Genomic DNA, 13560 nt, shown 5'->3' on the forward strand with positions numbered 1-13560 from the left:
GATTACTTACTGGAGCACAATGTAGTAATCGACTGATAACATGTCAACATGGCCCCCTCACCGTCGACGTCGACCGCCTCTCCCGCCGACGCGGCGAGTGCCGCCCCCGCTCGGCGGATGAGCTCCGACGAGCGTCGCGAGCAGATCATCGCCGCGGCGATCGCGATGTTCGGCGCCCGCGGCTACGAGGGAACGACCACTGACGACGTCGCCCGGGCCGCCGGCGTCAGCCAGCCGTACGTGGTGCGCCTGTTCGGCTCGAAGGAGAGCCTGTTCCTCGCCGCTCTCTCGGCGTCATCCGATGCCCTGATGGCTGCCTTCCGTGAGGCGCTCGCCGACGACGCATCCGATCTCGAGCTCCCGCAGCGCATCGGCGACGCCTACGTGCAGCTGGTGAGCGTGCGGGGGCTGCACCAGACCCTGTCGCATGCCTGGCTGCTGGGCAGTCATCCGGTCATCGGACCCGCTGCCCGCGATATCTTCGCCGACGTGTGGCAGTTCTTCCGCGAGGAGGTCGGCTTCTCCGCCGAGGAGGCCAGCTCGTTCCTCGCGCAGGGGATGCTCATCAACGTCATGATCGGGATGCGACTGGTCGACGACTATGACACCGACCCGCGCATCACGGAGTTGATGCAGACGTGCTTCCCCTCCAAGCTCCCGCAGATCCTCGACATCGCTCCGCGCGCCGACGAACCCTGGTGACAGGCGCGGGCCGGGCGTATCGTCGCTCGCATGTGTCGGAACATCCACACCCTCCACAACTTCGAGCCCGCAGCCTCGTCGGACGAGGTGCACGCCGCAGCCCTCCAGTACGTGCGGAAGATCGCCGGGACGACCAAGCCCTCGAAGGCCAACCAGGAGGCCTTCGACCGCGCCGTCGCCGAGATCGCCCATGTCACGCAGCACCTGCTCGACGACCTCGTCACCACGGCACCGCCGAAGAACCGCGAGGAGGAGGCTGCTAAGGCCCGCGCCCGCGCCGTGGCGTCGGGGCGCTACCAGGTCGCCTGAGAACCCCCGCGGCCGCGTCAGACCCGGCGGGTAGGCTGGGACGGTGACCATGGAGATGGAGATCGGCCGCGCCAAGCGCGCTCGCCGCGCCTACACGTTCGACGACATCGCCGTCGTGCCCTCCCGGCGCACGAGGAACCCCGAGGATGTCTCCACGGCGTGGTCGATCGACGCATACCAGTTCGACATCCCGGTGCTCGGTGCCCCCATGGATTCCGTCGTCAGCCCGCGCACCGCCATCATGCTCGGCCAGCTCGGCGGACTCGGTGTGCTCGACCTCGAGGGTCTCTGGACCCGCTACGACGACCCCGAGCCGCTCCTCGCCGAGATCGCGAGCCTTCCTGATGCCGCAGCCACCCGCCGCATGCAGGAGCTCTACTCCGAGCCGATCAAGCCCGAGCTCGTCCGCGACCGGCTCGCCGAGATCCGCGCCGGCGGCGTGACCGTCGCAGGTTCTCTCACCCCACAGCGCACGGCCGAACTCTACGAGACCGTCGTCGCGGCGGGGGTCGACCTCTTCGTCATCCGCGGCACCACCGTGTCGGCCGAGCACGTCTCGAGCGTGGCCGAGCCGCTGAACCTGAAGAAGTTCATCTACGACCTCGACGTGCCTGTCATCGTCGGCGGCGCCGCGACCTACACCGCCGCACTCCACCTCATGCGCACCGGCGCCGCGGGGGTGCTCGTCGGCTTCGGCGGGGGAGCGGCTTCGACGACGCGCGCGACCCTCGGCATCCACGCGCCGATGGCGACGGCGGTCGCCGACGTCGCCGGCGCGCGACGCGACTACCTGGACGAGTCGGGCGGACGCTATGTGCACGTCATCGCCGACGGCGGTGTCGGCACCTCCGGCGACATCGTCAAGGCTCTCGCGATGGGCGCTGACGCGGTGATGCTCGGCGTCGCGCTCGCACGCGCGACCGATGCGCCCGGCGGCGGGTTCCACTGGGGCCCCGAGGCCCACCACGCCAAGCTGCCGCGCGGTCGCCGCGTGAAGGTCGACCAGGTCACCACGCTCGAGTCGATCCTCTACGGGCCGGCGCCGGTCGCCGACGGCACCGCGAATCTCATCGGGGCGCTGAAGAAGTCCATGGCGACGACCGGCTACTCCGACCTCAAGGAGTTCCAGCGCGTGGAGGTCGTCGTCGCGCCCTACCCGCAGTGATGACCCAGCCCGCCTCGCCGCCCCAGCCGGCTGCGCCGCAGGAGTTCCCGCCGACCCTCCGCGAGGTGATGATCCGCCCGCAGTGGATCGCGCTCCTGGCGCTCTCACTCGTGGTCGCGGGCCTGTTCGCGTGGCTCGGCCAGTGGCAGCTCGGGCGCGCGATCGACACGGCGCCGCTTCCGCCCGGGGCGACCGAGCAGGTGCGCCCGCTCGACGAGGTGAGCCAGCCCGGCGAGTACCTTCCCGAGCCCTTCGTCGGGCAGCGGGTGAGCGTGACCGGTTCGTGGGTGCCCGGAGACTTCATCGTCGTCTCGTCGCGGTTCAACGAGGGGGTCGAGGGGTTCTGGGTGACGGGCCAGTTGCGCGTCGCCGACACCGCCTCACCCACGTCGATCGCCGTCGCAGTGGGGTGGGCGCCGACACAGGATGCCGCGGACGCGGCCGCCGAGCGACTGAACACCGATGCCGGGGCTGCACCGATCGCGATCGAGGGGCGGCTCATCTCCGACGAGGGGGCGGTGCCGCCGCCGTCGGGCGCAGACCCGCAGACCCTGATACGGATGTCGCCGGCCGCCCTGCTCTCCCGATGGAGCGACACCGCGGGACTGGACGTGTATCGGTCGTACATCGTCGCCGAGGTGCCGCAGGGGGGTCTCGACGAGATCGTCTCGGCGCCGCCCGAGGCGGGGTCGGCGGTGAACTGGCTGAACATCTTCTACGCCGCCGAGTGGGTCATCTTCGCGGGGTTCGCGTTCTACCTCTGGTATCGCCTCGCCAAAGACGCGTGGGAGCGAGAGGTCGAAGACCTCGAAGACGCTGCCGGCGAGACATCCTGAATCGGCGCTCCGGCACGGCCGGTAGACTCGGAGGCATGCCGCGTGCCCCGAAACTCGCCTCATTTCCGGCGATCCGCGGAGCGCTGACCTTCTACCAGATCTGCTCGATCATCACCGGTGTCGGCCTGCTCCTGCTCGTCGCGGAGATGATCCTGAAGTACACCCCGCTGCACATCGAACTGTTCGCGGGAGGCTCTGGCGGGTTCCTCTGGTTCGCGCCCGTCATCGCCGGCGCCGACTGCCTGTGGTGGTCGCTGTTCCTCCCGGCGACCAACGGCTGCGAGATGATCTCCACCGGCGACGGGTTCAACATCTCGCTGTTCATCCTCGTCGCGCACGGCTGGTTCTACGTCGTCTACCTCTTCGCCTGCTTCCGCATCTGGAGCCTCATGCGGTGGCCGTTCCTGCGCTTCATCACCCTCGCCCTGGGCGGCGTCGTGCCGCTGCTGTCGTTCTTCATGGAGGCGCGGGTGGCCCGCGAGGTCCGCCGTTACCTCGCCGAGCGCGAGGCCGCTGCCGCGGCATCCGACTCTCCCACCGTCCCCGCTTCGGAAGGTACCCGGTGACCGAACAGACCGAGACGTCCCAGCGTCCCGTCCTCGTCGTCGACTTCGGCGCGCAGTACGCGCAGCTGATCGCCCGACGCGTGCGCGAGGCGGGGGTGTACAGCGAGATCGTGCCGCACACCGCCACGCCCGACGAGATCGCCGCGCGCGAGCCCGTCGGCATCATCCTCTCCGGCGGGCCCTCGTCGGTCTACGAGGACGGCGCTCCGGCCCTCGACCCGGGCGTCCTCGAGCTCGGGGTCCCGACCCTGGGCATCTGCTACGGCTTCCAGGCCATGGCGAAGGCCCTCGGCGGGGAGGTCGCGCACACCGGACTTCGCGAGTACGGTGCGACCGACGCCACGATCGTGACCGAGGGGACGCTGCTGGAGGGCCAGCCCCCCGAGCAGAACGTCTGGATGAGCCACGGCGACCAGGTCGCCAAGGCCCCCGACGGTTTCGACGTGCTCGCCCGCACCGCCGCAACCCCCGTCGCCGCGTTCGCGAACGATGCCCGTCGGCTGTACGGCGTGCAGTGGCATCCCGAGGTCAAGCACACCGACCACGGTCAGGCGGTGCTCGAGAACTTCCTGCACAAGGCTGCGGGGCTCCCCGCCGACTGGAACAGCGGAAACGTCATCGCCGAGCAGGTCGAGAAGATCCGCGCCCAGGTCGGCGGAGCCCGCGTCATCTCGGCCCTGTCAGGCGGGGTCGACTCGGCTGTGTCGACGGCGCTCGTCCACCGCGCGGTCGGCGATCAGCTCACCGCGATCTTCGTCGACCACGGGCTGCTGCGGAAGGGCGAGCGCGAGCAGGTCGAGAACGACTACGTCGCCTCTACGGGCGTGCGCCTGGTCACCGTCGACGCGCGCGAGCAGTTCCTCACCGCGCTCGAGGGGGTCTCCGACCCGGAGCAGAAGCGCAAGATCATCGGGCGCGAGTTCATCCGCGCGTTCGAGGGGGCGGAGCGAGACCTCGTCGCCGAGGCGGCGGCCGACGGCGAGCCGATCCGATTCCTCGTGCAGGGGACGCTCTACCCCGACGTCGTCGAGTCCGGCGGTGGCACGGGGGCGGCGAACATCAAGTCGCACCACAACGTCGGGGGTCTTCCCGAAGACCTGCAGTTCGAGCTCGTCGAGCCGCTGCGCACCCTCTTCAAGGACGAGGTCCGCGCGATCGGGCGCGAGCTCGGCCTCCCGGAGGCGATCGTGGCGCGCCAGCCCTTTCCGGGGCCCGGCCTCGGCATCCGGATCGTCGGTGAGGTCACCGCTGACCGTCTCGAGATTCTGCGTGATGCCGACGCCATCGCGCGGGCCGAGCTGACCAAGGCGGGCCTGGACGGCGAGATCTGGCAGTGCCCCGTGGTGCTCCTGGCCGACGTGCGCTCGGTCGGCGTGCAGGGGGATGGCCGCACCTACGGTCATCCGATCGTCCTGCGCCCCGTGTCGTCGGAAGATGCGATGACGGCCGACTGGACGCGCCTTCCCTACGACGTGCTGTCGAAGATCTCCAACCGCATCACCAACGAGGTCCGCGAGGTCAACCGGGTGGTGCTCGACGTCACGTCCAAGCCCCCCGGCACCATCGAGTGGGAGTGACCGCGAGGGGCGGTGGCGGCGTGAGGCGGGCTGGCGGCGCGCGGGAGGTCATCGACGCGCCGGAGGATGGATGTCGGCGGAGTAACCTCTGCTGAGCGGATCTCCTCCCGCGTGCCGCGACGTGAGGAGGGGAAGATAGAACCGTGACCGTCTTCCCCGACGCCGAGTACGTCATCCTCTCCAGCCGCCTGATCCCCGACCGGGACGGCGGATACACCCTCGCGACCCTGGCGCGGGCGCGCCAGATGGCCGCCGCCGGCGTGCACGGCGGCCGGGGGCCGCTCCTCCTCACGGTCGACCCCGGCACCCCCGAGGAGCATGCGCATCACCGCGCCGTCTTCGACGGACGCGATCTCATCGTCGGCGCCGACCGCATGCGGAACCTCTTCGACGAGGCGATCGGAGCGGATGGCGGCGCCGCCGCGTGGCTGCTCGATGCGGCGCATCCCGGCGATGCCGATCCGGCCCTGCAGTATCGGCCGGCGCCCGCCGAGCGCCCCGCCCTGTCGCTGCCGGTGATTCCCGATGACCCCGACTGGCACATCACGACAGCCCCGATCGCCGTGCACGGCCCCGATGGGCGGGTGCGCGGCATCGTCCCGGGGTTCGGCGCGCTCTACCGCGCGTGGCTCGACCACGTGGTGGCCGGGCTTCGGGCGGATGACCCGGCGCGGCCGGTCATCGTCGTGTGCGAGTCGCGACAGCTCGGCGAGTTGCTCGCGGGGTGGGACGACCCTGACGTGCGGCTGCTGCATCCGATCCACACCGTGCACATGGAGCCGCCTTACACGCCCGACGCCGAGACGAACGCCCTGTGGGAGCGGTGGTTCAGCGTCGCCGAGAGGTTCGACGCGGTGCTCTGGCCGACCGCCGCGCAGCGCGACGCGATCCAGAAGCGGTTCGGCGCCTCGAACGTGCACATCGTCGTGCCGAACGCGGTGCCCGCCGCGTCGGCGGTCGCGCCGCTCGCCGGCCGCGACCCGCACCAGGTCGTGATGCTCAACCGGCTGGCGTTCCAGAAGCGGGTCGATCACGCCGTGAGGGCATTCGCGGGTGTCATCCGGGTGCTTCCGGAGGCGCGGCTCGACATCTACGGTGACGGGCCGCTGCGCGGCGAGGTGCAGGCTCTCATCGACGAGCTCGGTGTCGGTTCGCACGTCGTGCTGCGAGGACCCACGGATGACCCGGGGCGGGTGCTCGACCACGCCGCCGTCTTCCTCTCCACCTCCCGGCATGAGGGGCAGGGGCTCTCGCTCGCGGAGGCGCTCGTGCGGGGGTGCCCGGTCGTCGCGTACGACGCGCCCTTCGGGCCGGCCGAGGCGCTCGCCGGGGGCGGCGGACTGCTCGTGCCGAACGGCGACGTCGAGGCGATGACGCAGGCGCTGGTGCGCGTGCTCACCGACCTCGACCTGCGGCACCGGCTGTCGGTGGAGGCGGTGGAGGCGGCGCGGCGAATCGAGCCCGAGCACGTGATGGCGGCGTTGGCCGGCGCGGTCCGCGACGTGCTGGCTCGTCCGTCCCGGCGCTCTGCCCTGAGCTGATCCGCCGAGGGCCGCGCAGGCGGCCGCGGCCGTGGCATCCGTCGCACGATGAGTCCATGTCAGATCAACCACGCCCTCCGGCGTTCGGGCCCGAGGCCCGACGCGAACTGTTCCATCACCGGGTGCTCGTGCTCGACGGCGCGCTCGACGACGACAACGGCACGCTGCTCACCACCCAGCTGCTGACCCTCGCGGCGGAGGACGAGACCGCCGACATCGCCCTGTGGATCCACTCGCCCGGCGGCTCGGTGCCGGCGATGCTCGCCATCCGCGACGTGATGAGGTTGATCCCCAACGACGTCGCGACCCTCGCCTTCGGCATGGCCGCCAGCGCCGGACAGTTCCTGCTGTCGGCCGGGACGAAGGGGAAGCGCCGCGCGCTCCCGCACGCGCGGGTGCTGATGCACCAGGGTTCGGCCGGCATCGGCGGGTCGGCTGTCGAGGTGGAGATGCAGGCCGACGACCTCCGCCACACCCGCGACACCGTCCTCGCACTCATCGCCGCCGACACCGGGCAGCCGGTGGACCGGATCTTCGACGACTCCCTCCACGACCGCTGGTACACCGCCACTGAGGCGCAGGTGTACGGCTTCATCGACGGCATCGTCGACGGGTTCGACCAGGTCGTGCCGCGCCCGCGGCGGCCGGCCGGTCTCAGCGTCGGCGCAACGGAGGCGGCGGCGTGAGCGGGTACACGATCCCGAACGTGGTCGCGCAGCATCCGCGGGGAGACCGCATCATGGATGTCTACTCCCATCTGCTTGCTGAGCGCGTGGTCTACCTCGGCACCGGGATCGACGCGGGCGTGGCGAATGCGCTCATCGCCCAGCTCCTGCACCTGGACGCTGACAGTCCCGAGCGCGACATCCAGCTCTACATCAACTGCGAGGGCGGCGATCCGGCGGCGATGCTGGCGATCTACGACACGATGCAGCACGTGCGGCCGGATGTCGCGACGACCGTGGTCGGGCAGGCGATCGGCGTCGGGGCGGTGCTGCTGGCGACCGGCGCCGCGGGCAAACGCGCCGTGCTCCCTCACGCGCGTGTGGTGCTGCACCAGCCGGCCGGGCAGGGGCGCGGCGCCATCCCCGACCTCATCCTCCAGGCCGACGAACTCGTGCGGGTGCGGGGAGAGGTGGAGGAGATCCTGGCGAGGCACTCCGGCGTCGACGCGGCGAAGCTCCGCATCGACACCGACCGCGACCGGGTGTTCACCGCCGCTGCGGCCGTGGAGTACGGCCTCGCCGACACGGTTCTCACGCGGGCGTAGCCGCCGCGTGTCCCTAACTCCTGCATTTCAGGCCGCCAGGCGCCGCATTCCGGTCGCTGAGCTGCCCTCGGCGCCGAAGTGCAGGAGTTAGGGACACGTCTGCGCCCGCACCCACCCCCGCGAATCTGAGGAGTTACGCCGTAGCCGCCGCGTGCACCGCCGCGACGGCTACGGCAGGCCGGCCGCGCCAGGGCGCGCCGTGGCCGGGGAGGATCCACTCCGCGTCGAGCCCCACGAGTCGGTCGAGCGAGGCGAGCGCCTCGACCGGCTCGTCGGTGAAGGGCGCCGGCTGAGGCCCGACCTCGCCGGTGAGCACCGAGCGGGTGGTGAGGGCGTCGCCGACGAACGCCGCCCGCACCGACGGGACGTAGACCGCGACGCTGCCGGGCGAGTGCCCGGGAAGGGCGATGATCTGCGGATCACCGGGGAGGGGCAGGACCTGTCCGTCGGAGACCTCGGCGACCTCGGTGAGGTGCCGAGTACGCGCCCCGCCCTTGCGAGCGGCGTAGAGGAAGAACCCCGCCACAGCACCGATGCGCTTCCGGCCCATCGCCGTCGGCGGCTTCGGGCCGCCCTTCGCCCGCTCCGCATCGGCGGCGTGGATGTACACGGGCACGCCGTGCTCGCGCCGAAGGCGCTCGGCGAAGCCGAGGTGGTCGCTGTCGCCGTGGGTGAGGATGACCCCGCGGACGTCGCTGAGCTGGCGTCCCATCGCACGCAGCTCGCGGATGAGGTCGCGCCAGTGCCCGGGCAGTCCGGCGTCGATGAGGGTGATGCCGTCGGCGGTCTCGACGAGATACGCCGCGACGATGTCGTTGCCGATGCGGTGGAGCTGGGGAGCGAGTCGCATTGCCGTCTTCTCTCTGCGTGAGTATGATGGCTACGATACATAGCCTTGATGGCTAACGTCAATAGCTGTCCGTTATTCCCCGGAGGACGACGATGCCCACCCCCGAGCGCACCACCCTCCCCGAGATCGTCGCCACCGCTCGCGATCTGCTCGAGAACAACGGCGTCGCGGGTGTCACGATGCAGGCGGTGGCCGAGCGCGTGGGGGTGCGCGCTCCCTCCCTCTACAAGCGGGTGGAGGGCCGCGACGAACTCCTCCGCCTGGTGGCCGAAGATGCGGCATCCGATCTCTCCCGCCGCTTCGCCGCGACCGACGGAACCGTCACCGAGCTCGCCCACGCCTACCGGTCCTTCGCGCGCGCGAATCCGATGAGCTTCCGCCTGCTGCTCGACTCCGACGCTGCGGCGGGGGCGTTCCGCGATGTCGCCGACCCCATCATCGCGGCGACGAGGAGTCTCGATGCTGCGCGCGTGGTCACGGCGTGGGCAACCGGTTTCCTCACCATGGAGCTGGCCGGGGCCTTCCGCCTCGGCGGTGACCTCGATGAGGCCTATGCGTTCGGGCTCGACACCATCGTGGCCGGGCTCGATCGGGCGGCCTGATCTACCGCTCGGCGGTCGGCCACACCTTCCCCGCCCACGGGTCGTAGTCGGCGACGAGGTCCTCCTGCGGGGGGCGCTCGCCCTCGGCGACGTGCTGCAGGTTCACCCGCACCCGGTACCAGAGGGAGGATGACCCGCGCATGCCGTCGATCATGACGTCAGCCGGATGCAGCTGAGCGGCGACCTCGGAGTGGTGCGCCTTCCACGTCTCCAGCGCCTCGAGCGCTTCGGGCTTGGTCTTCGTGCGGGCGACCTCGATGAGCGGCATCGTCGATTGCCGACGCCCCGAGCCGTCGCCTCCGCGGGGCGGCTTCTCGGCCGGGCCGAGGCTCTTCGGCCAGCCGCAGCAGTCCGTCGAGCGACCCGACGGCGTCGTCGATGCCCGCGTGCGGATCGCCGATCTCGGCGTAGCGCGTGATCATCGTGGGCACGGTGAAGGCCTCGGGGAGGGAGGTGCGCACCTCCTCCCACGACAGCGGGGCCGACACGCGGGCGTCGGGGCGGGGTCTCACCGAGTACGCCGAGGCGACCGTGCGGTCCTTGGCGTTCTGGTTGAAGTCGACGAAGACGCTCTCGCCCCGCTCCTCCTTCCACCACCGTGCCGTGGCGAGCCCGGGTGCGCGGTTCTCGACCTCGCGGGCGAGGGTCTCGGCGGCGAGGCGCACCTGCTTGTAGTCCCACTCCGGGGCGATGCGGACGAGGATGTGCAGGCCCCGCGACCCGCTCGTCTTCGGCCAGCCCACGAGCTCCACGTCGTCGAGCACCTCGCGGGCGACGGAGGCGACGTCGACGATCTGCGACCACTCGACGCCGGGCATCGGGTCGAGGTCGATCCGCAGCTCGTCGGGGTGGTCGAGATCTTCGGCGCGCACCGGGTGAGGGTTCAGGTCGAGGCATCCGAGGTTCACGATCCACGCGAGCCCGGCCGCGTCGCGGATGACGGCCTCCTCGGCGGACGTGCCCGACGCGTAGTGCAGGGTGGCGGTGTCGATGAAGGCGGGGTGGTTCTCGGGCACGCGCTTCTGGAAGAACGGCTCGGCGTCGATGCCGCGGGGGAAACGTTTGAGGACCATCGGGCGGCCGCCCGCCCCGCGGAGCGCTCCGTCGGCGACGGCGAGGTAGTACTCGACGAGGTCGAGCTTGGTGATGCCGGGCTCGGGGAAGACGACCTTGTCGGGGCTGGAGATCCGCACCTCCTCGCCGTCGACGTCGAGGATCGCGGGCGGTGTCTTCGCGGCCATGCGGCCCACCGTACCTGCGGGAAGCTCAGGCGGCGAGGGCGAACGCGCCGCGCGTGCTCCTGGTAGGGACGCTCGCGACGCTCCGCAGATCGTCGGCGACCCCGAGTGTCAGGTCGATGAGCGTGGTGTCGAGCGCGCCGGCGATGGCGGCGATCATCTCGCTCGAGGGCTCTTTGCGACCGCGCTCGACCTCGGAGAGGTACTGCGGGGACACCCCCGCGCGGTCGGCGGTGTCGGTGAGGCGCTCGCCGCGCTCGTGACGCAGGCGCCGCAGGCGCTCGCCGAGGGCGTCGCGCCAGAGCGGCTCGGGCGGGAGATGGTCGGTCATGAAGCGAGGCTAAAGAGCGGATGCCGCGCTGCGCCACGCGTTCTGCTCACAGCAGAACGGCCGGCCCGGAGAACCGGGCCGGCCGTTCGAGACGCGTGAGGTTACTCGCTGCCGCGCAGGATCGCGAGGATGCGGAGGATCTCGATGTAGAGCCAGACGACGGTGACCATGATGCCGAAGGCGCTCAGCCAGCCGTACTGACGCGGGGCGCCGTTGCGCACGCCCTGCTGCACCTGGTCGAAGTCGAGCACCAGCGAGTAGGCGGCCATCAGGACGACGACGATGCCGATGATCACTCCGAGCGGGATGCCGAAGATCTGCACGTCGCTGCGAAGGCCGAACGCGCTGTCGGTCGCGCCGAACAGCATCATGCCGACGTTGACGAGCGAAAAGACCAGGTAGCCGACCATGGCGATCAGGAAGATCTTGGTCGCCCGGGCCGACGCTCGGATCTTGCCGCTGGCGAAGAGGGCGAGGGTCACGCCGACGACCACGAGGGTCGCGAGGGTCGCCTGCAGGACAATTCCCGGCCACTGCACCTCGAAGAAGGCCGAGATGCCGCCGATGAACAGTCCCTCGGCCGCCGCGTACGCGAAGATCAGAGCGGGGCGGACCTTCTTGCGCGAGGTGAAGATGATCACCAGCGCCAGGACGAAGCCGGCGAGACCCCCGACGATCATCGGCAGCGCCGAGACGCTGTCGGTCGGGGTCAGGCCGCCGAGCGTCCAGACCCAGCCGACGGCGGCGGTGACGAGAAGGATCGCGAAGAGCGACACCGTCTTGACGACGGTGTCCTCGATCGTCATCCGTCCGGTCTCGACCGAACCGGCGGGCGGACCGGCGAAGGCGCCCTCGAGCTGCGCCTGGGCAGCGAGATCGGCGCTGCCGCGCGAGGCCGAGCCTGCGGCGGCGGCGGGCGGCGGAGTCAGGCTTGCTGCACGCGCACCGCCCGGGTATGACTGCACGGCGCGAGGGTCCTGAAACGCCGGGTTGTTGAATGCGGGGTTGTTGAGGGCCACTGCTCTCACACTCCAAAGTATTCGGGCCACAGCGGTGTGCTGTGAATCAACGATATCGGACCGATTCCGATTCCCGGCAGATGGGCCCCTGTGAAGCGACTATGAGCAGAGAGGAGCGTCTAGCCTGAAGGCGTGCGCCGCCCCCTCGTCATCGGCCATCGGGGTGCCCCCGGCTATCGCCCCGAGCACTCGCGCTCCTCGTACACCCTCGCCCTCGAGATGGGCGTCGACGCGGTGGAGCCCGACGTCGTGCTCTCCAAGGACGGCGTGCTCGTCGTGCGTCACGAGAACGAGATCTCGGGAACGACGGATGTCGCGACGCGACCCGAATTCGCCGATCGCCGCACCACGAAAGAGATCGACGGGGTCGCCCTCACGGGATGGTTCACCGAGGACTTCACCTGGCAGGAGCTCGCCACGCTCACCTGCCGCGAGCGCCTGCCGGAGGTCCGCCCCGCAAGCGCGACCTTCGACGGTCGGCAGCCGGTGCTGCGCCTCGTCGACGTACTCGACCTCGTGCGGGATGCGTCGCTCGCCCAGGGGCGCGAGATCGGCGTCGTGCTCGAGATCAAACACGCCACTTACATGGCCTCGCTCGGCTTCGACCTCGCCGCCATCGTGCATGACGAGCTCCGCGCTACCGGGTGGGCGGCCGGGGAATGGCCGCTCATCGTAGAGTCGTTCGAGTCGAGCATCCTCTTCGCCCTGCAGGATAGAGGGCTTCCCGCCCGCTATGTCTACCTCCTCGAGGCAGCGGGGAAGCCCTTCGACCTCGTCGCGGCCCACGGCGTCGACGCGCCGACCTACGCGTCGATCGCCGCACCGGCAGGCTTGGACGCCCTGGTGGGACGCGTCGACGGCATCAGCGTGGACAAGCGGATGCTCCTCGCCCCCGACCGCCTGGGCCGGGCCACGGACCGTTCGCGGATCATCGCCGACGCGCACGCGCGCGGCCTCCAGGTCTTCACCTGGACCTGCCGCCCCGAGAACCCGTTCCTCCTCAAGGAGTTCCGGCGACCCGGCGGCAAGGCGGCGTTCGGCGACTACGAGGCGGAGTGGACGCTGATCCGAGACGGGGTGACCGGGGGGGACGGCGTCGACGGCGTCTTCGTCGACCACGCCGACCTCGGCGTCCGGCTCTTCCAGGCCCCTACTTCTTCGGGTCGTGGCCCCAGTTCATGAGCGAGTAACGCCACGGTGTGTCGGTGACGTCGCCGCTCGGACGCTGCGAGGAATGCCGCGAGACATACCCGGTGACCTTCTTCATGTGCGCATAGTCGCTGTCGGTGAGGTCGGCCTTCTTCTTTTGGAGGATCTTCACGATGCGCCGGCCCGAGGCGTGTCCGGTCGACTCCCCTCCGTCGTCCTTCTGCCCGACATCCTTCGACTCGTCGGTGTCGAGCCAGGTCTCCAACTCACTCGCCGTCATGTTCACGGCGTCATCGAAGTCATCCGCGATGCTCTTCTGCTCGTCCTTGTCCATGCCGAGATTGTGAGCCGGGGGCGACCGGGAATGAACCCCTTGCATCCCGCGCTGGCACATGCAAGCCCGAA

At 70.4% G+C, this 13560-nt stretch carries 15 protein-coding genes and 1 pseudogene; 11 read left to right on the top strand and 5 right to left on the bottom strand.

From position 1 onward, the window contains the following. The first annotated feature begins 48 nt into the window (after positions 1–48). The 9 genes from QSU92_RS12845 (at position 49) to QSU92_RS12885 (ending at position 7966) form a co-directional block, all read left to right on the top strand. Positions 49–702, top strand: coding sequence for a TetR/AcrR family transcriptional regulator (locus QSU92_RS12845; RefSeq protein WP_289262479.1), 654 nt, complete (start codon positions 49–51; stop codon positions 700–702). A 30-nt stretch (positions 703–732) separates the two neighbouring features. Continuing rightward, positions 733–1011: a DUF2277 domain-containing protein gene (locus tag QSU92_RS12850; protein WP_141937201.1), complete on the top strand. Its 279-nt coding sequence runs from the start codon at positions 733–735 to the stop codon at positions 1009–1011. A 49-nt stretch (positions 1012–1060) separates the two neighbouring features. Continuing rightward, positions 1061–2176, top strand: coding sequence for a GuaB3 family IMP dehydrogenase-related protein (locus tag QSU92_RS12855; protein WP_289265903.1), 1116 nt, complete (start codon positions 1061–1063; stop codon positions 2174–2176). Beyond that, complete coding sequence (locus QSU92_RS12860; protein ID WP_422880380.1) at positions 2176–3012, top strand: SURF1 family protein; 837 nt, start codon at positions 2176–2178, stop codon at positions 3010–3012. Before QSU92_RS12855 ends, QSU92_RS12860 begins: the two co-directional genes overlap by 1 nt. Positions 3013–3047: 35 nt before the next feature. Further along, positions 3048–3578, top strand: a complete 531-nt coding sequence (locus QSU92_RS12865) for a DUF3817 domain-containing protein (protein ID WP_289262483.1) — start codon at positions 3048–3050, stop codon at positions 3576–3578. After that, positions 3575–5155, top strand: coding sequence for a glutamine-hydrolyzing GMP synthase (gene guaA / locus QSU92_RS12870; protein ID WP_289262485.1), 1581 nt, complete (start codon positions 3575–3577; stop codon positions 5153–5155). The genes QSU92_RS12865 and guaA overlap by 4 nt, the downstream gene beginning before the upstream one ends. Positions 5156–5298: 143 nt before the next feature. Further along, the gene (locus QSU92_RS12875) at positions 5299–6696 is read left to right on the top strand and encodes a glycosyltransferase (RefSeq protein WP_289262487.1); all 1398 of its coding nucleotides are present in this window, start codon (positions 5299–5301) and stop codon (positions 6694–6696) included. Between the two features lie 56 nt (positions 6697–6752). After that, positions 6753–7382 carry a ClpP family protease gene (locus QSU92_RS12880; RefSeq protein ID WP_289262489.1) on the top strand — a complete coding sequence of 210 codons (630 nt, stop codon included), beginning with the start codon at positions 6753–6755 and terminating at the stop codon, positions 7380–7382. After that, the gene (locus QSU92_RS12885) at positions 7379–7966 is read left to right on the top strand and encodes a ClpP family protease (protein WP_289262492.1); all 588 of its coding nucleotides are present in this window, start codon (positions 7379–7381) and stop codon (positions 7964–7966) included. The genes QSU92_RS12880 and QSU92_RS12885 overlap by 4 nt, the downstream gene beginning before the upstream one ends. Positions 7967–8099: 133 nt before the next feature. On the opposite strand, the gene QSU92_RS12890 is transcribed toward QSU92_RS12885, so the two are convergent. Beyond that, a complete protein-coding gene (locus tag QSU92_RS12890; protein ID WP_289262494.1) occupies positions 8100–8816 on the bottom strand; it encodes an MBL fold metallo-hydrolase in 717 nt (238 codons plus the stop codon). Positions 8817–8908: 92 nt separating this feature from the next. Between QSU92_RS12890 and QSU92_RS12895 the strand changes: the two genes are divergently transcribed. Then, positions 8909–9418: a TetR/AcrR family transcriptional regulator gene (locus QSU92_RS12895; RefSeq protein WP_289262496.1), complete on the top strand. Its 510-nt coding sequence runs from the start codon at positions 8909–8911 to the stop codon at positions 9416–9418. 1 nt (position 9419) lies between these two features. Here QSU92_RS12895 and ligD read toward each other — a convergent pair. The 3 genes and pseudogenes from ligD to QSU92_RS12910 all read right to left on the bottom strand — a co-directional run bounded on the left by ligD (position 9420) and on the right by QSU92_RS12910 (position 12006). Continuing rightward, a pseudogene (gene ligD / locus QSU92_RS12900) lies at positions 9420–10659 on the bottom strand (non-homologous end-joining DNA ligase). A 25-nt stretch (positions 10660–10684) separates the two neighbouring features. Next, positions 10685–10987 (bottom strand): helix-turn-helix domain-containing protein, encoded by a 303-nt coding sequence (locus tag QSU92_RS12905; protein ID WP_289262498.1) that lies wholly within the window; start codon positions 10985–10987, stop codon positions 10685–10687. 101 nt (positions 10988–11088) lie between these two features. Continuing rightward, positions 11089–12006, bottom strand: coding sequence for a Bax inhibitor-1/YccA family protein (locus tag QSU92_RS12910; protein ID WP_289265905.1), 918 nt, complete (start codon positions 12004–12006; stop codon positions 11089–11091). A gap of 132 nt (positions 12007–12138) precedes the next feature. On the opposite strand from QSU92_RS12910, the gene QSU92_RS12915 reads away from it, so the two are divergent. Further along, entirely contained in the window at positions 12139–13188 is a 1050-nt protein-coding gene (locus tag QSU92_RS12915; protein WP_289262500.1) for a glycerophosphodiester phosphodiesterase family protein, read from the top strand. Here QSU92_RS12915 and QSU92_RS12920 read toward each other — a convergent pair. Next, positions 13157–13489 (bottom strand): DUF3140 domain-containing protein, encoded by a 333-nt coding sequence (locus tag QSU92_RS12920; RefSeq protein WP_289262502.1) that lies wholly within the window; start codon positions 13487–13489, stop codon positions 13157–13159. The genes QSU92_RS12915 and QSU92_RS12920 overlap by 32 nt on opposite strands. Between the last annotated feature and the right edge of the window lie 71 nt (positions 13490–13560).

This window comes from Microbacterium sp. ET2, from assembly GCF_030347395.1.
In the GTDB taxonomy this organism is placed as follows: Bacteria; Actinomycetota; Actinomycetes; order Actinomycetales; family Microbacteriaceae; genus Microbacterium; species Microbacterium albipurpureum.